Origin of the sequence: Pseudomonas sp. A214, from assembly GCF_900156295.1 — a bacterium.
Taxonomy (GTDB): domain Bacteria; phylum Pseudomonadota; class Gammaproteobacteria; order Pseudomonadales; family Pseudomonadaceae; genus Aquipseudomonas; species Aquipseudomonas rhizophila.
Genome location: NZ_LT707062.1, coordinates 2625868 through 2649338 on the forward strand (window position 1 = coordinate 2625868; position 23471 = coordinate 2649338).

The following is a 23471-nucleotide window of genomic DNA, read 5'->3' on the forward strand; positions in this document are numbered from 1 at the left end:
TCTGGCCAAACCTGAGCCATTTCTGGAACCTTGTGATAACGGATCAGATGCGATGAAAGCACCGCTGCAAGAGCTTGGCCCGATCAAAGCTGTGATATTCGACATGGATGGGCTGTTGCTGGACACCGAGGGCATTTACACCGAGGTGACCTCCATCATCGCCGAGCGTTACGGGCGCACGTTTGATTGGAGCGTCAAGCAGAACATCATCGGACGTGGGGCCGGGGATCTGGCCCGCTATGTCGTTCAGGCGCTGGAGTTGCCGATCACCCCGGAAGAGTTCCTGGTGATCCGCGAGCCCTTGATGCGCGAACGCTTTCCGCACGCCCTGGCGATGCCCGGTGCTGAAGAGCTGGTGCGGCATTTGAAGGCCCATGACGTTCCGATTGCGGTGGGCACCAGTTCGTCGAGCCAGTCGTTTGCACTGAAAACCACGCTGCACCGGGACTGGTTTGCGTTGTTCGATTTCATCGTCACAGCGGATGACCCGGAGGTCGGCGCGGCGAAGCCGGCACCGGATATCTTCCTCACTGCCGCCCGACGCCTGGGCGTTGCACCCCGCGATTGCCTGGTATTCGAAGACTCACCGTTCGGGGTGACTGCGGCGAAAGCGGCGGGAATGACTGCCATTGCCATTCCGGATTCGGCCATGGCCGACGAAAAATACGCCCATGCCGACGCGATCATTCGTTCCCTGAAGATCTTCCAGCCAGGCCTGTGCGGTTTGCCAGAGCTGGAGTGGGCCTGACGACACATCGCGGCACAACAGAACGCCGTTCATGGTATTACCCATGAACGGCGTTTTTTATGGCCTGGATCAGGCGCCGAACCCCCCATCGATGGTCAGGCTGGCACCGGTGATGTAAGCCGCTTCCGGGCCTGCCAGGTAGGCGACGAAACTGGCGATTTCTTCGACGGTGCCGTAACGGCCGACCGCCATCAACGCCATCAGACTGGAGGCGAAGTCGCCGTCGGCCGGGTTCATGTCGGTGTCCACCGGGCCGGGCTGCACGTTGTTGACGGTAATGCCACGCGGGCCGAGGTCGCGGGCCAGGCCTTTGGTCAGACCCACCAGCGCGGACTTGCTCATGGCATAGGCAGCACCGCCGGCGAAGGGCATGCGGTCGGCGTTGGTGCTGCCGATGTTGATGACCCGTCCGCCTTCGCTCATGTGCCGAACCGCTGCCTGGGTGGCGATGAATACGCTGCGCACGTTGATGGCCAGGGTCTGGTCGAAATCTTCGAGCTTGAATTCTTCCAGCGGCGCCATCGCCAGCACACCGGCGTTGTTGACCAGGATGTCCAGCCGGCCAAAGGTCTCGACGGTAGCATTGACGGCGTTGCGGATGGCCTCTGCGTCGGCGCTGTCGGCCTTGATCGCCAGGGCCTTGCCGCCGGCTGCGATGATACTGTTTTGCAGTTCTTCGGACTTGGCCGCGGAGCTGACGTAGGTGAAGGCCACTGCGGCGCCTTCGGCTGCCAGCCGCTTGACGATGGCGGCGCCAATACCGCGGGAACCGCCCTGGATCAAGGCGACTTTACCGCTCAGTGTTTGAGTGCTCATGATGTTCTCCAAATCTGCCGGGGCGAGATGCCGCGGTTGATGGCGCGAGTATCGGGATTCGGTGTTGGGCTGTGTAGAGGCTTATAGATACAGTCTGTGTAAACCAAAAGTTTAGAGTGGTCCTTATGGAAACCTTCAGCAGTATCGAATGCTTTGTGCGCAGCGCCGAAGTCGGCAGTTTTGCCGAGGCTGCGCGTCGCTTGAGCGTGACCCCTGCGGCGGTAGGTAAAAGCGTGGCCAAGCTCGAAGCGCGGCTGGGGGTACGCCTGTTCCAGCGCAGCACCCGCCGCCTGACGCTGACCGAAGCCGGTCAGCTATTTCTCAGGGAAGTGGGCACCAGTTTCAATACGATCCAGAACGCCGTCGCCAACCTGGCCAGCGCCGGCGGGCAACCGGCTGGCACATTGAAAGTGAGCATGGGCACGGCGTTCGGTCGACTGTATGTGGTGCCGTTGCTGGGGGAGTTTTTGCAACGCTATCCGGCGATCAATCCGGACTGGCATTTCGATAACCGCCAGGTGGACCTGATCGGCCAGGGATTCGATGCGGCCATTGGTGGTGGCTTCGAACTGCCCCAGGGTGTGGTGGCGCGCAAACTGACCGTGGCTCATCGCGTGTTGGTTGCCTCGAAGGACTATGTGCAAAGCCATCTCCCGCTGATTGAACCGGAAGATCTGGCGCACCATCAGGGCATCCTGATCCGTTCACCCCAGACCGGACGTATCCGTTCATGGCAACTGACCAGCCGCACACGACAGCACAGCCCGCTCATGCTCAAAGCACGCATGACCATGAGCGACTCTGAAGCTGACTGTGCAGCCGCCGCCCAAGGGCTGGGCATCGGACTGGTGAGCATGCCGGTGGCCGTTCCTTATCTGCAATCGGGGGTACTGCAACGGGTGCTGCCGGACTGGTACGTCGATGATGGCAACATTTCCATCTACTACGCCGAGCACAAACTGCTGCCAGGCAAGACCCGTGCGTTTGTGGATTTCATCATCGAACAGTTTGCCGCGCAGGGCTTGGGGGAGCGGTTCAGTGCGGTTTGAGCTTGGCTCTGAACCGCGTGGGCCCCATCGCGAGCAGGCTCGCTCCCACAGGGATTTTTGGTGGACACAAAAGGTGCGGTCGCCACAAAACCAATGTGGGAGCGAGCCTGCTCGCGATGGGGGCGATGTGATTCAGAGCTGTGAATTCACCGCCCAAACCGCCCCGGCCAGCCAATAATGGTCTTGGGCCGAGGCGTGGCATAGGTGCGCACTTTCGAGGTGGACAAGCCCAACCGCACCAGGGCTTCGGCAATGGTCACCGCCGCCGTCACGCCATCGACCACCGGCACCCCGGTGCGCTGGCGGATCTGCTCATCGAGCCCGGCCATGCCACCGCAACCCAGGCAGATTACTTCGGCTTTGTCCTGACTGACTGCCAGTTCTGCCTGCTGCACGATGGCTTCCACCGCCCGTTGCGGGTCTTGCTCAAGCTCCAGCACTGCCAGGCCACTGGCACGTACCGAGGCGCAGCGATCGAACAGGCCGGAGAGCTTTAGGCGGTCCTCGATCAGTGGCACGGTGCGGTCCAGGGTGGTGACCACCGAATAGGCGTGGCCCAGGAACATCGCGGTGCTGGCGCCCGCGTCGGTGATGTCCACCACCGGTACATTGAGCAGTTCCTGCAAGCCTTCGCGCCCATGTTCGCCGTAACCGGCCTGGATCACCGCATCAAACGGCTGATCGTAGGCCATCACCCGATCCATCACCGCGATGGCGGCCAGGTAGCTTTCGAAATTGCCTTCGATGGAGTCGGCGCCGAAGTACGGCGTGAGCCCGACGATCTCGGTGCCCGGCGCGGCCACGGCCTGGGCTTGTTGGGCGATGGCCCGGGTGATGGATTCGGTGGTGTTGACGTTGACCACAAGAATTCGCATGAGCTGTCCTCTTCCATAAGCGCAAACAGGCGGCCCGGTCTGGCGGGCCGTTTTTACAATCAACGGCAGATGTTATCCATAGGAATGGACAAATGGCAGGTTCTTGCGGTCCGCATGGTTTTTATAGGCGCTGTGGTTTTTTTCAGGCCTTGGATTTGCTGATGATATTGCCGGCGTGCAGCCCGCATTCTTTCTGCGTGGCTTCTTCCCACCACCAGCGACCTTCGCGTTCGTGCTGGTTCGGCAGCACCGGGCGGGTGCAGGGTTCGCAGCCGATGCTGATGAAGCCGCGTTCATGCAGGCTGTTGTAGGGCAGTTCCAGCATGCGGATGTAGCCCCAGACTTCTTCGCTGGTCATCTGCGACAGCGGGTTGAATTTGTAAAGGGTGCGTTCTGGAGTGGAAAACGCCGTGTCGATTTCCAGTGCGGCCACCTGGCTGCGGGTGCCGGGGCTCTGATCGCGACGCTGGCCGGTGGCCCACGCGCGGACATCGGACAGCTTGCGCCGCAGCGGTTCGATCTTGCGAATGCCGCAGCACTCACCATGACCGTCCTTGTAGAAGCTGAACAGGCCTTTTTCCTTCACGAAAGGCTCGAGTTTCGCCGGGTCCGGCGAGATCAGTTCGATATCGATCTTGTAGTGTTCGCGCACCTGTTCGATGAACCGATAGGTTTCCGGGTGCAGGCGACCGGTGTCGAGGCTGAACACCTTGACGTTCTTATTCAGCTTCCAGGCCATGTCCACCAGCACCACGTCTTCGGCGCCGCTGAAAGATATCCACAGGTCATCGCCGAATTCGGCGAAGGCCAGTTTGAGGATGTCCTGTGGGGACTTGTTGGCATAGGTCGTGGCGAGTTCCACGACGTCAAACGATGGGCTCATCAGGGCGGCTTCCTACAGGTCGGTGGCGCTGGGCGCTCTATATGGGGCTGATGGTAACAAAAGCTGTCGGGGCTGGCGCGCTCCTGTGCGTTGCGTAGGCATCGGCGAATGGCTAGAGTCGGCAGTCCTTTTGTTCGCTCAACCGATAAACATCAAAAAAATGGGAGTGTCTTGTGGAAATTGCCTGTCTCGACCTGGAAGGTGTGCTGGTCCCGGAAATCTGGATCGCCTTCGCTGAAAAAACCGGTATTGAATCCCTCAGGGCGACCACGCGGGACATTCCCGACTACGATGTGTTGATGAAGCAACGGTTGCGCATCCTTGATGAGCATGGCCTCAAGCTCTCCGATATTCAGGAAGTCATCGCCACCCTCAAGCCGCTGGACGGCGCCATCGAGTTCGTCGACTGGCTGCGCGAGCGTTTCCAGGTGGTGATTCTTTCCGACACCTTTTACGAATTCTCCCAACCCCTGATGCGCCAGCTGGGTTTCCCGACGTTGCTCTGCCATCGTTTGATTACCGATGACAGCGGACGGGTAACCGGATACCAGCTGCGTCAGAAAGATCCCAAGCGCCAGTCGGTATTGGCCTTCAAGAGCCTGTACTACCGGGTGATTGCGGCGGGGGATTCCTACAATGACACCACGATGCTGGGTGAAGCCGATGCCGGGATTCTGTTCCATGCGCCGGATAATGTGATTCAAGAGTTCCCGCAGTTCCCGGCAGTGCACAGTTTTGCTGAGTTGAAGCAGGAATTCATCAAGGCCTCGAATCGAAATCTAAGCTTGTAAACCCAATCCCCCTGTGGGAGCGAGCTTGCTCGCGATAGCGTTGGGTCAGCAGCATTTGAGCCAACTGGCACACCGCTATCGCGAGCAAGCTCGCTCCCACAGGGTTCTGCGCCTGGTCAGGGGCTTGTTTGCGATGCTTTAAAGGTTCTGCAAAGTTTCGAGCAACACCCGAACCTTGGTAATCGACTCCTGATACTCCGCCTGCCAATCCGAATCCGCGACAATCCCGCCGCCGCCCCAGCAACATACCTGTCCATCCTTGACCAGCAAGCTGCGGATGGCGATGGAACTGTCCATCTCTCCGCGTACGTCCAGGTACAGCAACGAGCCGCAATACAGCCCGCGCCGGGTCGGTTCGAGTTCGTCGATGATCTGCATGGCGCGGATTTTCGGTGCGCCGGTGATCGAGCCGCCGGGGAAGCTGCCTGCGATCAAGTCCAGGGCGTCCTTGGCGTCGGCCAGCTCGCCGGTCACGCTGCTGACCAGATGGTGGACGTTGGGGTAGCTTTCCAGGCTGAACAACTCCGGCACGCGCACCGAGCCGATGCGGCAGGTACGGCCCAGGTCGTTGCGCAGCAGATCGACAATCATCAGGTTTTCCGCCCGGTCCTTGGGGCTGGCCAGCAACTCGGCGGCGTGTGCGGCGTCTTCGTCAGGGGTTGCGCCGCGTGGACGGGTGCCCTTGATCGGACGGGTCTCCACATGACCTTCGCTGACCTTGACGAAACGCTCGGGTGACAGACTCAGCACCGCGCCGCCGTCGGGCAAGCTCTGGAAGCCGGAAAACGGCGTCGGGCAAGCCGCCCGCAGCGCCTGATAGGCGGCCCAGGCATCGCCTTGGCACGGGGCGCGGAAGCGCTGGGCAAAGTTGACCTGGTAGCAGTCGCCGGCCTGGATATACGCCTGGATCCGCTCGAAGGCCAGTCGATAGGCATCGCTATTGAGGTCGGGCGCCATGGGCGCTTCGAGGCTGAAGGCGGTCACAGGCGCTGAGGTCGGCTGGTTGAAGAGCGCAATCAGGCGTTGGCGTTCGCTGTCGGCGCAGTGAGGGTGAAACACCAACTGGCTGGTCCCGGCCTGATGGTCGGTGACCAGCGCCCAGTCGTACACACCGAACCGCGCGTCGGGCAGGTGCAGATCGTCTTTGGCGTGGGACGGCAGGGTTTCGAGATGTCGGCCGAAGTCGTAGCTCAGGTAGCCGATCAGGCCGCCAGCGAAAGGCAATTGCACCGAGGCCGGCAGTACAGCACTCCCCAGTTGCGTCAGATGAATACGCAAGCGTTGCAGGAAATCGGCACCGCTCTCGTCTGACAGCACCGCCAACTGCTCCAGCGGCCAGGCACTGAGCAAATCATAACGCCCGCGTTCGGCACTCGGCCGGCCGCTGTCGAGCAACACACTGCCCGGGGCATGGCGGATCACCGCGAAATACTCGGCGGGGTTGGCGCGGTAAGGCAGCGGGTGTACAGAGCAGGTTGACATGGGCGGGGTGGGTCAGCCGTTCAGGCGGGGTGGCGATTGTAATCCCTCTGTAGGATTTGCTCCTAGAGGGATGTCGGAGATGAGTAAGTATGGGGCCATCGAAACATTTGGCTGTGAACACCTTGTGGCGAGGGGATAAATCCCCTCGCCACAAGGAGGGCTTCAACCCTCAACCGGCGGAATATGCCCAAACAACTCCTGGGCAAACGCCACGCGCTCCTCGACGGTTTCCACCACGCCACGGGCCTTGAGTTCTTCCAGGCGGGCTTCCACCGCGTGGGTGCGCAGAGTCAGGCCGCAGTCGTTGGCGATCTGGATGTTCAGACCCGGTCGGGCGTTGAGTTCCAGGATCAACGGACCTTTTTCCTGGTCCAGCACCATGTCCACGCCGATGTAGCCCAGCCCGCACAGTTCGTAGCAACCGGCGGCCAGTTTCATGAAACCGTCCCAGTAGGGCAGCTGCACGCCGTCCACCGCGTTGGTGGTGTCAGGGTGTTTGGTGATGATGTTGTTCAGCCAGGTACCGCGCAGGGTCAGGCCGGTGGCAAGGTCGACACCCACGCCGATGGCGCCCTGGTGCAGGTTGGCCTTGCCGCCGGACTGGCGGGTCGGCAAGCGCAGCATGGCCATCACCGGATAGCCCATCAGTACGATGATGCGAATGTCCGGCACGCCTTCATAGCTGATGCTCTTGAAGATCTGGTCCGGGGTCACGCGATATTCGATCAGTGCCCGGTCCCGGTGCCCACCCAAGGAGTAGAGACCGGTAAGGATGCTGGACACATGGTGTTCGATTTCTTCATGGCTGATGATCTTGCCGGACACCGTGCGATAGCGGCCCTCGAAGCGGTCGGCAATGACGATGATGCCGTCGCCACCCGCGCCCTGGGCCGGCTTGATCACGAAGTCGGTGCGCCCGCCGATGATCTCGTCGAGCTTGTCGATTTCCTTCTCGGTGGAGATCACCCCATACAGCTCCGGCACATGGATGCCGGCAGCGATGGCCCGTTCCTTGGTGATGATCTTGTCATCGACGATCGGGTACAGGCTGCGCTTGTTGTATTTGAGCACATAGTCGGCGTTACGCCGATTGATGCCCATGATGCCGCGGGCCTCCAGGGCCTTCCAGGTCTTCCACAGGCCGAACATTATGAGTCAGCCTTGACGAAGGCCTTGAACCGTACCAGCTCGGTCAGGCGGTAGCCGCGGTAGCGACCCATGGCCAGCATGAAACCTACCAGAATCAGCAGGATGGCCGGGAAGGTGAACACAAAGTACACCAGCTCCGGCACGCTCATGATCAGGTGCGCCAGGGCGGCGGCGAACAGGGTGCCGATGGCCACCTTCATGGCGTGGCTGGCGCCGCGTTCTTCCCAGGTAATGGACAGGCGTTCGATGGTCATGGTCAGAATCACCATCGGGAACAGCGCGACCGACAGCCCGCGTTCCAGGCCCAGCTTGTGGCTGAACAGGCTGATGGCGGCGATCAGCACCACCACGAACGTCAGCACCACCGAAAGCCTTGGCAGCATTTGCAGCTTGAGATGTTCCAGATAGGAGCGCAGGGACAGGCCCAGCGTCGTGATCACCGTAAACAGGATGATGCCGAAGCCCAGCTGGGTTTCGCGGAAGGCCAGGGCGATCAACACCGGTGTGAACGTGCCCAGGGTCTGCAGGCCGATCAGGTTGCGCAGCACCAGAATCACCAGCACGCCGATCGGGATCATCACCATGATCATGAACGTCTGCTGGGTTTGTAGCGGCAGGCCGTAGAGCGAGTATTCGAGGAAGTTGGCGTCGGTGTTTTCGTCCGTCAGCTTGGCCAGGCGAATGGCGTTCATTTCGCTGTTGTTCATGGTGAAGGTGACGGTGGCTTTTTTGCCGCCATCGACGGTGATCAGGTTTTCATCACCGGTCCACCACAGCAGACGGTCGCTGGGCAGGCCCCGCTCAGCGGTATCCGGGTTGAAATACAGCCAGTCGGTGCCGTTGAAACTGCGCAGCCACAGTTCAGGCGACTGCGGTTGGTCGGCAACCAGGCGGATGGTATGGACCTTCTCCACCGGCACGTGGGCGATAGACAGCACCAGTTCGACGACTCTGGCCTTGCTGGCTATGGACGGATCACCAGCCAGCAGCAACTTGACGTTGTCGTCGTTGGGGTTGTTGACCCGTTTGATCGCTTCACTGATGAAGGTCTCGACGTCGGCCGAGTGCTGGCGGATCGGCGCGAGCAGGGCTTCGGCGGCCAGCTTCTCGGGGCCCTCGACGGCGATGCTGTCGCGGAAGGTCGGGCCCTTGATCTTGGATTTTTCCGAGGTATAGCGCTTGGTCAGCACCAGGCGGTAATACAGGGTCTGGTTGCCCTTGGCCCGACGGGCCGACCACGTGACCTTGCGGTTACCGTCCACCCGGTTCACCGCCACACCGTAGTTATTGGAGATGAAGCTCTCGTTGAGGCTGACGTAGTCCATGCTCAGCGGCGGCACGAACATCTGGATCTTCACCGGATCCTTGGCATTGGGGACGAACTCGATCTTGGCGTCGATGTTCCACAAGTCGTCGGTGGCGTCTTCGGTCACCGGGATGCCGAGCACGAAAATCTGATAGGCCGTCACCGACAGGCCCAGCACCACCAGGATGGCGATCAGCATTTTCAAATGGAGGGTAAGAGAGCGCATTGGAATTACTCTGCGGTTTGAGCGGCATTGGCGCAGGCGGGTTTGCCGGCAGCGTATTTGAGACTGGGGTCGACCAGCGCGTCGAAGCGTTTGAGGGCTTCGGAGCCGATCAGTAGCGGGTATTGGAAAGCGCTGCGGTCGGTGAGGTTCACTTCGATGCTGCGCAGGGCCGAGCCCATGCAGATGTCCAGCTCGATGACCGGCCGAGCCGTGTAGTTCTTGCCTTCTTCGGGGTCATAGTCACCGGCGCGGCGTTTGATCTTGCTGACCCGGGCCAGGGGACGTTCGATAGGGTGCGAATGCGCCGCGTCGATGGCCAGGTAAAAACGCACCCAGGATTCGCCATCGCGTTTGAAGCGCTTGATGTCCCGGGCGCTGAGCGAAGCGGTTTTGGCCCCGGTGTCCAACTTGGCGGCAACCTCCAGGTCGATGCCCTGCAGGGCGGCGTATTCATTGAGGCCGTACACGGTCTTTTCACCCGCCAGGACAAGCCCCGGCAGGCACGTGAAACAAAGGACAGCAGTTAAGGGCTTGAGTGTCATAAATCCTGATGCACAGTGTTCCGTTCGTCGGTTCAGGCCCTGGCATTGCTGCACAAGCTCCCTGGGTTGCCTTCTCTTAATAGATGCAGAGCGGCAAATTGCGGCGGCATTCTAGCACGGTGGTTTTCTGACGCCACCGCCGCCCGGACGCAACTGCTTATCCGACGCACTTGGTTATGGAGGAGGCCCTTATTAGACAATTGTCGACAATGTCTAATTTTACTTTGACGAAAGCGCAGTGATTGGTTAGTTTTTGCCTTATAGATTTATAAGGTGTCGACAATATGTTCGATCAACTCGAATCACCGGTCTTGGCCCAAGAGGAATCGGAAACCCTTTCCGAGAACGTCTTCCGGCGTATCCAGGCCGCAATCGTGCGAGGCGATATCGCGCCTGGCAGCAAGATCTCCGAGCCCGAACTGGCACGCACCTACGGCATCAGCCGCGGCCCGCTGCGCGAGGCCATCCATCGCCTGGAAGGCCAGCGCCTGCTGGTGCGGGTGCCTCACGTGGGCGCCAGGGTGGTATCCCTGAGCCACGCCGAGTTGCTGGAACTCTATGAAATCCGCGAGTCCCTGGAAGGCATGGCCTGCCGTCTGGCGGCCGAGCGCATGACCGTGGAAGAAATCGACGAGCTGCGCCGGGTCCTGGAAACCCATGAGCGCGACGCGGCGTTCCAGGCCGGTGTCGGCTATTACCAGCAGGAAGGCGACTTCGATTTCCATTACCGGATCATCCAGGGCAGCGGCAACCGCACCCTGACGCAAATGCTCTGCGGCGAGCTGTATCAGTTGGTGCGCATGTACCGCATCCAGTTTTCCACCACGCCCAACCGTCCGCGCCAGGCCTTTGCCGAGCACCACAGGATTCTCGATGCCATCGCCGACCGTGACGGTGAACTGGCTGAATTATTGATGCGCCGGCACATCGGCGCTTCCAAACGCAACATCGCGCGTCATTTCCAGGACAGCGCCGCCACTGAACGAGGTGAGTCATGAGCAACAGCACTCCAGGCCAGCGTTTTCGCGATGCGGTCGCCAACGAGCATCCGCTGCAAGTGGTGGGCACGATCAACGCCAACCACGCGCTGCTGGCCAAACGCGCCGGTTTCAAGGCGATCTACCTGTCGGGCGGCGGCGTGGCGGCCGGCTCCCTTGGCGTGCCGGACCTGGGCATCACCGGCCTGGATGACGTGCTGACCGATGTGCGCCGTATCACCGACGTCTGCGACCTGCCGTTGCTGGTGGACGTGGATACCGGGTTTGGCTCCTCGGCGTTCAATGTGGCCCGCACGGTCAAGTCGATGATCAAGTTCGGCGCGGCGGCCATTCATATTGAAGACCAGGTCGGCGCCAAGCGTTGCGGTCACCGTCCGAACAAAGAGATCGTCTCGCAACAGGAAATGGTCGACCGCATCAAAGCCGCCGTCGACGCGCGCACCGATGACAGCTTCGTGATCATGGCCCGTACCGACGCCCTGGCCGTGGAGGGCTTGGAATCGGCCCTGGACCGCGCCGCCGCGTGCATCGAGGCCGGTGCCGACATGATCTTTCCGGAAGCCATTACCGAACTTGAGATGTACAAGCTGTTCGCCAGCCGGGTGAAAGCCCCGATCCTGGCCAACATCACTGAATTCGGCGCGACACCGCTGTACACCACCGAACAATTGGCGGGCGCCGACGTGTCCCTGGTGCTGTACCCCCTGTCGGCCTTCCGCGCCATGAACAAAGCGGCCGAGAACGTCTATACCGCAATCCGCCGCGACGGTACGCAACAGAACGTCATCGACACCATGCAGACTCGCATGGAGCTTTACGATCGCATCGACTACCACACCTTCGAGCAAAAGCTCGATGCGTTGTTCGCGGCAAAAAAATGAACAGAGCGCAGCCTCTACAAATCTAAAAAATGGAGACAGCAAATGGCCGAAGCAAAAGTACTCAGTGGCGCCGGGCTCCGTGGCCAGGTGGCCGGGCAAACCGCATTGTCCACCGTAGGCCAGTCAGGTGCCGGCCTGACCTATCGCGGCTACGACGTCCGCGAGCTGGCGGCTGACGCGCAATTTGAAGAAGTGGCTTACCTGCTGCTGTATGGCGAGCTGCCGACCCAGGCGCAACTGGACGCCTACACAGGCAAACTGAGCCAATTGCGGGACTTGCCCCAAGCCTTGAAAGAGGTGTTGGAGCGCATTCCCGCCGACGCCCACCCAATGGACGTGATGCGCACCGGCTGCTCGTTCCTGGGCAACCTGGAACCGGAGCTGAATTTCTCCGAACAGCATGACAAGACCGACCGCCTGTTGGCCGCGTTCCCGGCGATCATGTGCTACTGGTATCGCTTCAGCCACGAAGGCCAGCGCATCGAGTGTGTGACCGACGAGACCTCCATCGGCGGCCATTTCCTGCACCTGTTGCATGGCAAGAAGCCGAGCGAGCTGCACGTCAAGGTGATGAACGTCTCGCTGATTCTGTATGCCGAGCACGAGTTCAACGCCTCGACCTTCACGGCGCGGGTGTGTGCCTCGACCCTGTCTGACCTGTTTTCTTGCATCACCGCCGCCATCGGTTCGCTGCGCGGCCCGTTGCATGGTGGGGCCAACGAAGCGGCGATGGAGATGATCCAGCGCTTCCAGTCGCCGGAGGAGGCGATCAAGGGCACCCTCGGGATGCTCGAGCGCAAGGACAAGATCATGGGCTTCGGCCACGCGATCTATAAGGACAACGACCCGCGCAATGAGGTGATCAAGGGTTGGTCGAAAAAACTTGCCGACGAGGTGGGTGACACGGTGCTGTTCCCGGTTTCCGAGGCCATCGACAAGACCATGTGGGAGCAGAAAAAACTGTTTCCCAACGCCGATTTCTACCATGCCTCGGCGTACCACTTCATGGGCATCCCGACCAAGCTGTTCACGCCGATCTTCGTTTGCTCGCGTCTGACCGGCTGGGCCGCCCACGTCTACGAACAACGTGCCAACAACCGCATCATCCGACCGAGCGCCGAATACACCGGCGTCGAACAGCGCAAGTTCGTGCCAATCGAACAACGCTGAACTGGAGGGCGCTGACGCTGCAACTGAAGGAACCGAAAACCATTGTGGGAGCGAGCTTGCTCGCGATAGCGGTGGGCCAGACGACATCGATGTCGGCTGCGACTCAGTCATCGCGAGCAGGCTCGCTCCCACAGGGGAACAGGTTCACTTCAGTAGCTGCGACAACCCCTTCTGAAACCACCGTGACCCGAGTGCTGACGATGAACACAGAATTTCGCAAACCGCTGCCCGGCACTTCGCTGGATTATTTCGACGTTCGCGGGGCCGTGGATGCCATCCGGCCTGGCGCTTACGATGGCCTGCCGTATACCTCCAGGGTGCTGGCGGAAAACCTGGTGCGTCGCTGCGATCCGGCGACGCTGGGCGAGTCGCTGCTGCAACTGATCGAGCGCAAGCGCGATCTGGACTTCCCGTGGTTTCCGGCCCGGGTAGTGTGCCATGACATCCTCGGCCAGACCGCCCTGGTAGACCTGGCCGGCCTGCGCGACGCCATTGCCTTGCAGGGTGGTGATCCGGCGCAGGTCAATCCGGTGGTGCCGACCCAGTTGATCGTCGACCACTCACTGGCGGTGGAAAGCGGCGGGTCCGATCCCCAGGCGTTCGCCAAGAACCGCGCCATCGAAGACCGGCGCAACGAAGACCGCTTCCACTTCATCAACTGGACCAAAAAAGCCTTCAAGAACGTCGACGTGATTCCGCCGGGCAACGGGATCATGCACCAGATCAACCTGGAAAAAATGTCACCGGTGATCCAGCAGCGTGACGGCGTGGCGTTCCCCGATACCTGCGTGGGCACTGACAGCCACACCCCCCACGTCGATGCCTTGGGCGTGATCGCCATCGGCGTTGGCGGCCTGGAAGCCGAAAGCGTGATGTTGGGGCGTGCCTCGTGGATGCGCCTGCCGGAAATCATTGGCGTCGAGCTGACCGGCAGGCTGCAACCGGGCATCACCGCCACCGACATGGTGCTGGCGCTGACCGAATTCCTGCGCAAGCAAAAAGTCGTCGGTGCCTGGCTGGAGTTTTTCGGTGAAGGCGCCAGCGCCCTGACCTTGGGCGACCGCGCGACCATTTCCAACATGGCCCCGGAATATGGCGCCACGGCGGCGATGTTCTACATCGACCAACAGACTATCGATTACCTGAAGCTCACCGGCCGCGAAGACCAGCAAGTTCAACTGGTCGAGACCTACGCCAAGCAGGCAGGCCTATGGGCCGACACGCTCAAGGGCGCGCAATACGAGCGTGGCTTGACCTTTGATCTGTCGTCGGTGGTGCGCAACATGGCAGGCCCTAGCAACCCCCACGCCCGCGTCGCGGTGTCGGATCTGGCCGCCAAAGGTATCTCCGGTCAGTGGGACGATGTGCCCGGGCAAATGCCCGACGGCGCGGTGATCATCGCGGCTATCACCAGTTGCACCAACACCAGCAACCCGCGCAACGTGATCGCCGCCGGCCTGCTGGCGCGCAACGCCAACCGCCTGGGCCTGACCCGCAAGCCATGGGTCAAGTCGTCCCTGGCGCCGGGGTCGAAAACCGTAGCGCTGTACCTGGATGAAGCCGGTCTGACCAAAGAGCTGGAGCAATTGGGTTTTGGTGTCGTGGCCTTCGCCTGCACCACCTGCAATGGCATGTCCGGTGCGCTGGACCCGCTGATCCAGAAGGAAATCATCGACCGCGACCTGTACGCCACCGCTGTGTTATCGGGCAACCGCAACTTCGACGGGCGCATCCATCCGTACGCCAAACAGGCGTTCCTTGCCTCGCCGCCGCTGGTGGTCGCTTATGCCATCGCCGGGACCATCCGCTTCGACATCGAGAAGGATGTGCTGGGCGTGGTGGACGGTCGCGAGATCCGCCTCAAGGACATCTGGCCGAGCGACGAAGAAATCGATGCGGTGGTCAAGGCCTCGGTGAAGCCGGAGCAGTTCCGTCAGGTGTACATCCCGATGTTCGCCATCCAGGAGGACACCGGGCCAAAAGTGACGCCGCTGTATGACTGGCGCCCGCAAAGCACCTATATCCGTCGCCCGCCGTATTGGGAAGGAGCGCTGGCCGGTGCGCGGCCGCTCAAGGGCATGCGTCCGCTGGCGGTGCTGCCGGACAACATCACCACCGACCACCTGTCGCCATCCAACGCCATCATGCTCGACAGTGCCGCTGGCGAATACCTGGCGAAAATGGGCCTGCCGGAAGAAGATTTCAACTCTTACGCAACCCATCGGGGCGACCATTTGACCGCCCAGCGTGCGACCTTCGCCAACCCGAAACTGTTCAACGAGATGGTCCTGGAAAACGGTAAGGTCAAGCAGGGTTCTCTGGCCCGGGTCGAGCCGGAAGGCCAGGTCATGCGCATGTGGGAAGCCATCGAAACCTACATGGAGCGCAAGCAGCCGCTGATCATCATCGCCGGTGCCGACTACGGCCAGGGTTCGTCCCGGGACTGGGCGGCCAAGGGCGTGCGTCTGGCCGGTGTCGAGGCGATTGCCGCTGAAGGTTTCGAGCGTATCCACCGCACCAATCTGGTGGGGATGGGGGTGTTGCCGCTGGAGTTCCAGCCGGGCACCGATCGCAAGACCCTGGGCATCGACGGCAGCGAGGTCTATGACGTGATCGGCGAGCGCACCCCGCGTGCGACGCTGACTCTGGTCATCACCCGCAAGAACGGCGAGCGCGTCGAAGTGCCGGTGACCTGCCGTCTCGATACCGCCGAAGAAGTGTCGATCTACGAAGCCGGCGGCGTATTGCAGCGCTTTGCCCAGGATTTCCTGGAATCGGCGGTTGCCGTCTAAATCACAGCTGCGGGCACCCTTGCGGGCCCGCTTGAGGAGCATCATGGCTCACGCACCGCAAATCAGAATCCCCGCCACTTACATGCGTGGTGGCACCAGCAAAGGCGTGTTCTTCAGCTTGCAGGACCTGCCCGAAGCGGCCCGCGTTCCCGGCTCGGTCCGGGATGCTTTGCTGCTGCGGGTGATCGGCAGCCCCGATCCATACGAGAAGCAGATCGATGGCATGGGCGGCGCAACGTCGAGCACCAGCAAGACCGTGATCCTGTCCAAGAGCACCCGAGCCGATCACGATGTCGATTACCTGTTCGGTCAGGTGTCCATCGACAAGCCGTTCGTGGACTGGAGCGGCAACTGCGGCAACCTGTCGGCGGCGGTCGGTTCATTCGCCATCAGCAGTGGTTTGGTGGACGCCAGTCGCATCCCACAAAACGGCGTGGCCGTGGTGCGGATCTGGCAAGCCAATATCAGCAAGACCATCATCGCCCATGTGCCGATCACCGATGGCGCGGTGCAGGAAACCGGTGACTTCGAGCTCGACGGCGTGACCTTTCCGGCGGCTGAAGTGCAACTGGAATTCATGGACCCGGCGGCCGAGGAGGAGGGCGGTGGTGGCTCGATGTTTCCCACCGGCAACCTGGTGGACGACCTTGAGGTGCCTGGTGTTGGTACCTTCAAGGCGACCCTGATCAACGCCGGCATCCCGACGATCTTCATCAATGCCCGGGACGTTGGTTATACCGGCACCGAATTGCAGGGCGCCATCAATGGCGATCCCAAGGCCCTGGCCATGTTCGAAACCATCCGTGCCCACGGCGCCTTACGCATGGGCCTGATTCAGCATCTGGACGAAGCCGCCCAGCGCCAGCACACGCCGAAGGTGGCGTTTGTCGCACCGCCGGCGGACTACCTCTCCTCCAGCGGTAAAGCCGTGACGACGCGGGACGTCGACTTGCTGGTGCGAGCACTGTCCATGGGCAAACTGCACCATGCGATGATGGGCACCGCGGCGGTCGCCATCGGCACGGCGGCGGCGATCAGCGGCACGCTGGTGAACCTGGCGGCCGGCGGCATCGACCGCACCGCTGTGCGCTTCGGCCATCCCTCCGGCACCTTGCGCGTCGGCGCCGAGGCCAGCCAGGTCAATGGCGAATGGACCGTGAAAAAAGCCATCATGAGCCGCAGCGCGCGGGTATTGATGGAAGGGTTTGTGCGGGTGCCGGGGGATGTTTTGAACTGACACTTGACCCAGGCAAACCCGTGGTGAACGCGGCGTCTGCGAGCATCCGCGATCAAAACTGTGGGAGCGAGCCTGCTCGCGATAGCGATGGTACAGCCCGCAAAGAGGTTGGATGTGCCGGCCTCATCGCGAGCAGGCTCGCTCCCACAGTGGATTTGTGGTGAGCACAGAATCTGCGAACATCCGCGATTGAACCTGTGGGAGCGAGCCTGCTCGCGATGAGGCCGGCACAGTCAGCATTGATGTCGCCTGATACACCGCTATCGCGAGCAAGCCCGCTCCCACAGGGGCACGCATTCCTGCAATCAGCCCCCTGTCAACGCGGTGACGACCAGGTCCACATTGCTCTCCAGCTCCGCCACGGGGTCGGCGGCGTCGGTGCTCAGGACCAGTAACTGACTGCCGCCCTCAGTGATGGCTGCTTTCACGGCATTCGCGGGCTGGCGATGATGCAGCACCCGCTTCACATCGTTGTCTTTCAACGTGGCGGTCAATTGCTTGAGGGCTTCGGGTGTCCATTCGGCGTCGGGCCGGGCATCGGTGCTGATCCCGTCCAGATTCAAGCCGCTGATCAAGTAGCCAAAATGCTCGCTCAGGCTGACCACGCTCAGGTTGTCGGCACTGGCCAGGCGCTTTTCACTCTCGGCGCTGAGCTTGAGCAGGCGTTGCTTGAGCGCCGCCAGGTTGGCGTCGATCTTCGGTTTGGCCGTCGGTGCCAGGCGCACCAGGTCGGCGGCGATGACATCGGCCATCCGTCCCAGGTTATGGCTGGCCATCCACGGTTGGCTCGCCAGGCCATCGACCGATCCCGGTTGCACGGCGATGCCGGGCAGGGCGCCGTCCACCGGGCGGGCGGCATCGACTTCGACGATGCGGATGTTGCTGCGGCGGGCCATGGGGTACAGCGGATCATCCGGCCACAACGAACGCAGCCCGATCACCGCGTCGGCATCGCTGGCCAGCTTGCTCAGGGCCGGCGCGCCACGGCCGCTGAAGTAGGCATTCTGGCGCGTACCGGGCAGATTGGCCGGCGCGGCGCGCTCCAGGCTGACATCGGTGCCCTTGAGCAACGCTTCACCCAAGCCGTAGGTGACCGGCAACGAAGCAAGCAGGCGCACCGGTGTGCCTTCGGCGGCGAAAGAAGGGCTGTTTACCAGACCGCACAGGGCCACGGCCAATGCCAGTTGTCGCAATGAAAAAACCATTTATCCAAGATTCCCTTTGAGGCTGGGGACAACACCCCGGGCAATGGCGGCCAGGGCAAATGCGATGCCGGCCACGAGAATGATCGCGGCACCGGACGGGATCGGCAGGTCGAAGACAATCGGTGCGAGAATCCCGCACAGGGTGCTGACGGTTGCGATCAGCACGGAGCACCAGAAAAAACCTTTCAACGACTGGCTGAGCAGACGCGCCGCAGCCGCCGGAATCACCAGCAAGGCCCCCACCAGAATTGCGCCGATGACCTTTACCGCCGCCACGGTGATCAGCGTCACCAACACCACGAACAGGTAATCCAGCGTCTTGACCGCCACCCCGCGCACCGCCGCCAGTTGCGGATTGAAACTGGCGAGCATGATGCGGTTGTACAGCGGCAACGCCAAAGCCATCACCAGTGAACCGACCACCGCCAGCACCAGCAGGTCATTGCCATTGACCGTCAGCACCGAGCCGAACAGCACGTTTTCCAGAATGTGCACGTTGATCTTGCCCGCCAGGATCAGCAGCAGGCTGGCGCCCAGGGCCAGGGACACCGAGAGGAAAACGCCGATCAGCGTGTCCGGTGCCAGGCCGGTGCGGTTGCGCAGGTAATTGAGCAGGATGCCGAACAGCAGGCAATAGCCGAACAGGCTGCCGTAGGGCCCGGTGTAGGGTTCGCCGAGCAGGATGCCGACCGCCACGCCGGTCAGCGCCGCGTGGCCCACGGCTTCAGAGAAAAACGCGAAGCGCTTGACCACCACCAGGGTGCCGAGGCCACCCAGCACCGGGCCGATCAGCAGCCCGGCCAGCAACGCATTGACCACAAACCCATAAGCCAGCGCTTCGGGCAGATAGCCGGACGACGCCCAGCCCTGGACCATCAAACGAAAGGCTTCGTAACTCATCAGGCGGCGCTCCCGTTCGGGCGTGGATGGGTGGAAAACAGCGTCAGCAAGCGCTCCGGCGTCAGGGTCTGGCGCGGCGGGCCATCGAACAGCACGCGGCGGTTCAGGCCGGTGACGCGGTCAGCCAGGCGCCCGACGGCTTCCAGGTCATGTTCGATCCACAGCACCGTGATGCCGGCCTGGCGCCAGTCTCGCAGCAGGTGTTCAAACACCTGGATGCCGGCCTCGTCCAGCGCCGACATCGGTTCATCCAGCACCAGCAGTTGCGGCGCAGGAATCAGCCCCTGGGCCAACAACACCCGCTGGCGTTCACCGCCGGACAGCGCGCCCATGCGACGCTTGCGTTTGTCCTGCATGCCGACCCGTTCCAGGGCCTGGCCGATAGCGCCGACGTAATGCTTGCTCAGGCCGAGAAAGGCCGGCCGGCGTTGGCACATCGCTGCCATGAAATCATCCACGGTCATAGGCAGGCCGCGGTCGAATTCCAAGGCTTGGGGCACATAGCCGATGACACCGGGCTCACCCGGCCATTGCAGGCTCAAGCGTCCCTGGTGGGGCATCTGCCCGAGCAAGGTCTTGATCAGCGAACTCTTGCCTCCGCCGTTCGGACCCACCAGCGCATGAATGCTGCCCGGCTGCACCTGGAAGGCCACCGCATCGAGAATCGTGGTCCGGCCCAGGTTCAGGCTGACATCGTCGAACTCGATCAAGGGGCCGACGTGTTGCAAGGTGAGCGTTTCCTGGACCGTCATGCGCCGGACTCCTGAATGGCCCGGACCACGGTGTCGAGGTTGCCGGTCATTTCCTTTTCGTACTTCTCGGCGCTGTAGTCGCCGTAGGAAATGTGCGAGAGCGGGTACAGTTTTACCCCCGACTCCCGCTGGATGGTGTCGACGTAGGTGGACGGAAAGTCCATCTCCGAGAAGATCACTTTCACGTCCAGTTCGCGCAGTTGGTCGATGGTCTTCTTCAACTGGCTCGGGCTTGGCTCGATGCCATGGGCCGGCTCGACCACGGCGGTGACCTCCAGGCCGAATTCGCGCAGCAGGTAATCGTAGGCGGCGTGGACCGTGGCGACCCGCAACTCGGCATTGGGGGCCTGGGTCAGCTTTGCCAGGGCCGCGGCACGCATTTGTCGCAGGCGCTTGCCATAGGCGCGGGCGTTCTGGGTGTATGCCTTGGCGTTGTCCGGATCAAGCTTGCCCAGTTCCCGGGCGATGTTATTGACCTGGGCAATGGAGGCACTGATGGACAGGAAGGTATGCGGGTTCACGACCTTGCCGGCGCCCCGAGCGGCGATCCCGGTGGCAGCCAGCAGCGGTACGTTTTCGTTGGCTTCGATCACGTTCACGTTCGGGGTTTCGCTGGCGGCGATCATCCGGTCGGCGAAATCGTCATGACCCACACCGTTGAGCACGATCACATCGAGCCCACTGATGCGCTTGATGTCCTCGGCACGAGGTTCGTAGGCGTGGGGGTTGAAGCCGGCCGGGATCAGCGGCACCACTTCGGCCTTGTCGCCGACGATGTTGGCCACGTAGCTGTAATAAGGATGCAGGGTGATGCCAATACGCAGGCGCTTGGCCGCTTCGGCGCTTGCCAGTGGTGTGAACAGACAGGCGAGCAGGCCGATCAGCAGGCCCAGCAAAGGGCGGCGTTGGAATGCAATAGACATGGGCAAACGGTCTTCTCTCGAATGAGGACGTGGGGTCAGTGCCGGTGCTGGCGGGTTACGCCGGCGTCGAACTGCGCGACGATCTGCTTCCAGCCGGCGGCGGACAAAGCGGTGTCGTCCAGATCGCTGGAGACGGCGACGCTGTTGCCGCGATTGAGCCAGATGTCCGGGACGGCGTCGGATGCTTCGCCGATGCGCATCAGAAATGAACCGGCGACGGATGGATTTGCACTGGCGCCGAAGTAGGCCCGGTTCTCCACCTGCCGCCAGACATGTCCGCCTCGGCTGACGGAACTGGCGTCCTGAGCGAACGGGGCAAAGCCCTCTTCGGCCAGGATTTGCGGGGTGGGCAGGGACTGTTGCTCTTCGCGTAGCAGACGGATCTCATCCAGGGTCACCCGCAGGTCGGCATAGATGCCTTGCTCGGCAGCGCTGAGATCGCGGCGGGCGTCAACTTGATGGGCAGGCACCTCGCTGACGTCATGGGTTTCGCCGTGCCAGGCCACCACCGATCCGGCCACCAGAATGATGATCAGGCACAGCAGCAACACATACAGGGTTTCATGGCCGGCGCCGGCGGGACGGATCACTTGGGTGGTGGGATTGCTCATGGGGCCTCGATATCGGCTTGGTCGATTTCCACCACGTGGCCGGGGCCGGCGTCGAAGAGTACGTAGAACTCGGCGTTGGGCTTCTTGAATGTCAGCGTCGAATCGGCGCCGAGCTTGCCCGGCACCAGGATGGTTTCGTCGTAGCCGATCACATCCAGGGTCACGCCGGGCGCGCCACTGCCGTCGGAAAAACCGCCGGTGCACTGGATCTGCTCAGCGTCGATGGCCTTGCATTCACACATCGGGTTATGGGCCAGGGCGTTGCTGCTGGCACCTGCGCAGAGCAGCAGCACCAGGCTGTTGAGATAGCCGCGGGCAGTCATGGTTGGGCTCCTTGGGTTTTCAGCCAGGCGATGGTGGCCGGCGAGGCCTGGCTCAGGGGTATGGAAGCCTGGTGCATCGAGCCGTCCCAGCCTTCAAGGGTGATCCACAGTTCGGCGTCGAGCCGGGTCTTTTGCGGCACCGGCAACAAGGCGCCCATGCGATAGGGCGAGCCGAAGAAAATCACCCCGGCGGCCCGCAGGCTGCGAGGTTTGCCGATACGCAGATAAGTAGCCTTGACCTGGCTGATGCAGCTTTGGCACAGCGCGGCGTTGAAGTGCTTCATATGGCCTGCCGGTCCATCGAGACGTGGCGCTTCGTCGCGAAACTCTGCAAGGCGCAGGCTCCAGGGGCCGACCTGGACTTCACCGACCTCCCGCTCACCCAGCCCGGCATCGCCGCGGAACAACGCGGCTTCGGAGAAGTACTTGGGCATGAAACCCAGTGGGATCAGCAATAGCAGCACGTTGAGGTGAAAGCGCCATTTTTGCCAGAACACACTTAGACGTGATGGCGGCGCGGTGGTGGTGGACGGGGTCACAGGTTGCCCTCCGGCGATTCACGGTGAATGGACGGCTGCAACAACGGCGCAGTTCGAGCTTCCCGGGAAGGTTTTTGGCTGCGCTTGAAGGCATTCGCGGTAGCCAGGGCGGTGCGTTTGGTCCAGATCAGCAGTCCGCTGAGGACCATCATGCTCATGATCAAACCGAAGAAGAACCAGATGAGCTTGATCCAGAGGCCGCCGAAGTCCCCGGTGTGCAACGGACGCATGGATTCGGTGACGAATTCCAGCGCTGTGCGGTCCGACAGCAGTCGCGAGGCGGCGACCTCACCGTTATAAGGATTGATGGTGGCGGTCTGGAACATCAGCGGATACCAACCGCGTCCACCGATTTCCAAGTGGCTGTAAGCGTTGCCGGGCAGGCTGACGAAGCTGGTTTCCAGGCCAGGGATTTGTTGGCGGGCGATTTCAATCGCGCGGTCCAGGTTCAGTTGTGATGGCGCGGTACCGTCGGCTGACAGCGGGACACTTTCACGTGATACCACCGGAATGACCGGTGCGCTGGAAATGGAAATCTGGTTGTCCGACAGCAACGCCTCGATCAGGAACCAGGTGCCGGTAATGGAAATGACCGCGATGAACCAGATCGACCAGATGCCGCTGAGCCTGTGGAAATCGCCCCAGAAAATGCGTGCGCCGTGGCGGATCCGCAGGGTCGGACGGAAAAAACCCTTCCAGAAACGCTTGTAGACCACCAGCCCGGTCACCAGGGATGCCAGCAGCGGCAGGCCGAGGAGTGACACCAGGTACCATCCCCAGCTGTAACCATTGGTGAACGGTACCAGCCACCAGCCATGCAGGGCACGGGTAAAACCTCTGAAATTGAACGTCGGCGCCGAGCCCTGGACGATGCCGCTGTATGGGTTGACGTAGATCTTGTCGGGGCGCCCGTCGGGGTAGGTCACGCCGACCTCCAGGGCAAAATGCGACTCATCCGGGCGTACGATGCTCTGCACCTGGGTTTGCGGCTGGGCTTGCTTGATGGCGGCGACGACCTGGTCGTAGCTGAGCAGCGCTGCGTCGTCCGAGGGTTTGCTGGCGCGCATCTCGGGATTGACCAGCCAGACGATCTCCTGGCTGACCACCGCCAGCGTGCCGGTGACGCAAACGATGAGGACGAAAAACCAGATGGGCAGTGCCAGCCAGCTATGAACCAGAAACCAGAGTTTGGAGCGGGATTTCTTCGACATGGTTTGAACGTCTTGATTCGATGAAAGGCTCGGTATTACGGGCTTCGTAATCCCCTGAACCC

At 61.7% G+C, this 23471-nt stretch carries 23 protein-coding genes; 8 read left to right on the forward strand and 15 right to left on the reverse strand.

The window, feature by feature from the left end; all coding sequences use genetic code 11:
* Window positions 1–52 precede the first annotated feature (52 nt).
* Window positions 53–748, forward strand: a complete 696-nt coding sequence (locus BW979_RS11945; protein WP_047228267.1) for an HAD-IA family hydrolase — start codon at window positions 53–55, stop codon at window positions 746–748.
* 69 nt (window positions 749–817) lie between these two features.
* Here BW979_RS11945 and BW979_RS11950 read toward each other — a convergent pair whose 3' ends face one another.
* Window positions 818–1564 carry a 3-oxoacyl-ACP reductase family protein gene (locus BW979_RS11950; RefSeq protein ID WP_047228268.1) on the reverse strand — a complete coding sequence of 249 codons (747 nt, stop codon included), beginning with the start codon at window positions 1562–1564 and terminating at the stop codon, window positions 818–820.
* Window positions 1565–1689: 125 nt separating this feature from the next.
* Between BW979_RS11950 and BW979_RS11955 the strand changes: the two genes are divergently transcribed.
* The gene (locus BW979_RS11955; RefSeq protein WP_047228269.1) at window positions 1690–2613 is read left to right on the forward strand and encodes a LysR family transcriptional regulator; all 924 of its coding nucleotides are present in this window, start codon (window positions 1690–1692) and stop codon (window positions 2611–2613) included.
* Between the two features lie 146 nt (window positions 2614–2759).
* Here the strand turns inward: BW979_RS11955 and BW979_RS11960 are convergent, their stop codons facing one another.
* Window positions 2760–3488: an aspartate/glutamate racemase family protein gene (locus tag BW979_RS11960; protein WP_076383859.1), complete on the reverse strand. Its 729-nt coding sequence runs from the start codon at window positions 3486–3488 to the stop codon at window positions 2760–2762.
* A gap of 142 nt (window positions 3489–3630) precedes the next feature.
* A complete protein-coding gene (locus tag BW979_RS11965; RefSeq protein WP_047228271.1) occupies window positions 3631–4371 on the reverse strand; it encodes a phosphoadenylyl-sulfate reductase in 741 nt (246 codons plus the stop codon).
* Window positions 4372–4544: 173 nt separating this feature from the next.
* Here BW979_RS11965 and thrH point away from each other — a divergent pair, with 173 nt between their 5' ends.
* Entirely contained in the window at window positions 4545–5162 is a 618-nt protein-coding gene (gene thrH / locus BW979_RS11970) for a bifunctional phosphoserine phosphatase/homoserine phosphotransferase ThrH (protein ID WP_047228272.1), read from the forward strand.
* Window positions 5163–5300: 138 nt separating this feature from the next.
* Here the strand turns inward: thrH and pabB are convergent, their stop codons facing one another.
* From pabB to rloA, 4 genes are all read right to left on the reverse strand, one after another.
* Window positions 5301–6644, reverse strand: coding sequence for an aminodeoxychorismate synthase component I (gene pabB / locus BW979_RS11975; protein WP_076383860.1), 1344 nt, complete (start codon window positions 6642–6644; stop codon window positions 5301–5303).
* A gap of 162 nt (window positions 6645–6806) precedes the next feature.
* Entirely contained in the window at window positions 6807–7793 is a 987-nt protein-coding gene (locus BW979_RS11980) for an alpha-L-glutamate ligase-like protein (protein WP_047228274.1), read from the reverse strand.
* Window positions 7793–9325 carry an osmotic stress tolerance membrane protein RloB gene (gene rloB / locus BW979_RS11985; protein WP_047228275.1) on the reverse strand — a complete coding sequence of 511 codons (1533 nt, stop codon included), beginning with the start codon at window positions 9323–9325 and terminating at the stop codon, window positions 7793–7795. The genes BW979_RS11980 and rloB overlap by 1 nt, the downstream gene beginning before the upstream one ends.
* 5 nt (window positions 9326–9330) lie before the next feature.
* The gene (gene rloA / locus BW979_RS11990) at window positions 9331–9867 is read right to left on the reverse strand and encodes a retropepsin-like aspartic peptidase RloA (protein WP_047228276.1); all 537 of its coding nucleotides are present in this window, start codon (window positions 9865–9867) and stop codon (window positions 9331–9333) included.
* Between the two features lie 284 nt (window positions 9868–10151).
* Between rloA and BW979_RS11995 the strand changes: the two genes are divergently transcribed.
* From BW979_RS11995 to prpF, 5 genes are all read left to right on the forward strand, one after another.
* Window positions 10152–10865: a GntR family transcriptional regulator gene (locus BW979_RS11995; RefSeq protein ID WP_076383861.1), complete on the forward strand. Its 714-nt coding sequence runs from the start codon at window positions 10152–10154 to the stop codon at window positions 10863–10865.
* Window positions 10862–11746 carry a methylisocitrate lyase gene (gene prpB / locus BW979_RS12000; RefSeq protein WP_047228278.1) on the forward strand — a complete coding sequence of 295 codons (885 nt, stop codon included), beginning with the start codon at window positions 10862–10864 and terminating at the stop codon, window positions 11744–11746. The genes BW979_RS11995 and prpB overlap by 4 nt, the downstream gene beginning before the upstream one ends.
* A gap of 42 nt (window positions 11747–11788) precedes the next feature.
* Window positions 11789–12916 (forward strand): bifunctional 2-methylcitrate synthase/citrate synthase, encoded by a 1128-nt coding sequence (gene prpC, locus BW979_RS12005; RefSeq protein WP_047228279.1) that lies wholly within the window; start codon window positions 11789–11791, stop codon window positions 12914–12916.
* Window positions 12917–13116: 200 nt separating this feature from the next.
* A complete protein-coding gene (acnD, locus tag BW979_RS12010) occupies window positions 13117–15708 on the forward strand; it encodes a Fe/S-dependent 2-methylisocitrate dehydratase AcnD (RefSeq protein ID WP_076383862.1) in 2592 nt (863 codons plus the stop codon).
* 43 nt (window positions 15709–15751) lie between these two features.
* Complete coding sequence (gene prpF / locus BW979_RS12015) at window positions 15752–16945, forward strand: 2-methylaconitate cis-trans isomerase PrpF (protein ID WP_076383863.1); 1194 nt, start codon at window positions 15752–15754, stop codon at window positions 16943–16945.
* A gap of 305 nt (window positions 16946–17250) precedes the next feature.
* On the opposite strand, the gene BW979_RS12020 is transcribed toward prpF, so the two are convergent.
* The 8 genes from BW979_RS12020 to BW979_RS12055 are packed head-to-tail and all read right to left on the reverse strand — an operon-like array spanning window position 17251 to window position 23409.
* Window positions 17251–18150 (reverse strand): metal ABC transporter solute-binding protein, Zn/Mn family, encoded by a 900-nt coding sequence (locus BW979_RS12020; protein WP_076383864.1) that lies wholly within the window; start codon window positions 18148–18150, stop codon window positions 17251–17253.
* Window positions 18151–19050, reverse strand: coding sequence for a metal ABC transporter permease (locus BW979_RS12025; RefSeq protein WP_047228283.1), 900 nt, complete (start codon window positions 19048–19050; stop codon window positions 18151–18153).
* Complete coding sequence (locus BW979_RS12030; RefSeq protein WP_047228284.1) at window positions 19050–19802, reverse strand: metal ABC transporter ATP-binding protein; 753 nt, start codon at window positions 19800–19802, stop codon at window positions 19050–19052. The genes BW979_RS12025 and BW979_RS12030 overlap by 1 nt, the downstream gene beginning before the upstream one ends.
* On the reverse strand, window positions 19799–20725 hold the full coding sequence (locus tag BW979_RS12035) for a metal ABC transporter substrate-binding protein (RefSeq protein WP_047228285.1): 927 nt from the start codon (window positions 20723–20725) through the stop codon (window positions 19799–19801). Before BW979_RS12035 ends, BW979_RS12030 begins: the two co-directional genes overlap by 4 nt.
* Window positions 20726–20760: 35 nt before the next feature.
* Window positions 20761–21336: a DUF6162 family protein gene (locus BW979_RS12040; protein ID WP_047228286.1), complete on the reverse strand. Its 576-nt coding sequence runs from the start codon at window positions 21334–21336 to the stop codon at window positions 20761–20763.
* Window positions 21333–21659: a hypothetical protein gene (locus BW979_RS12045; RefSeq protein WP_076383865.1), complete on the reverse strand. Its 327-nt coding sequence runs from the start codon at window positions 21657–21659 to the stop codon at window positions 21333–21335. Before BW979_RS12045 ends, BW979_RS12040 begins: the two co-directional genes overlap by 4 nt.
* Window positions 21656–22198 carry a thiamine pyrophosphate-binding protein gene (locus BW979_RS12050; protein ID WP_076383866.1) on the reverse strand — a complete coding sequence of 181 codons (543 nt, stop codon included), beginning with the start codon at window positions 22196–22198 and terminating at the stop codon, window positions 21656–21658. The genes BW979_RS12045 and BW979_RS12050 overlap by 4 nt, the downstream gene beginning before the upstream one ends.
* Window positions 22195–23409, reverse strand: a complete 1215-nt coding sequence (locus BW979_RS12055; RefSeq protein ID WP_076383867.1) for a PepSY-associated TM helix domain-containing protein — start codon at window positions 23407–23409, stop codon at window positions 22195–22197. The genes BW979_RS12050 and BW979_RS12055 overlap by 4 nt, the downstream gene beginning before the upstream one ends.
* Window positions 23410–23471: the final 62 nt, after the last annotated feature.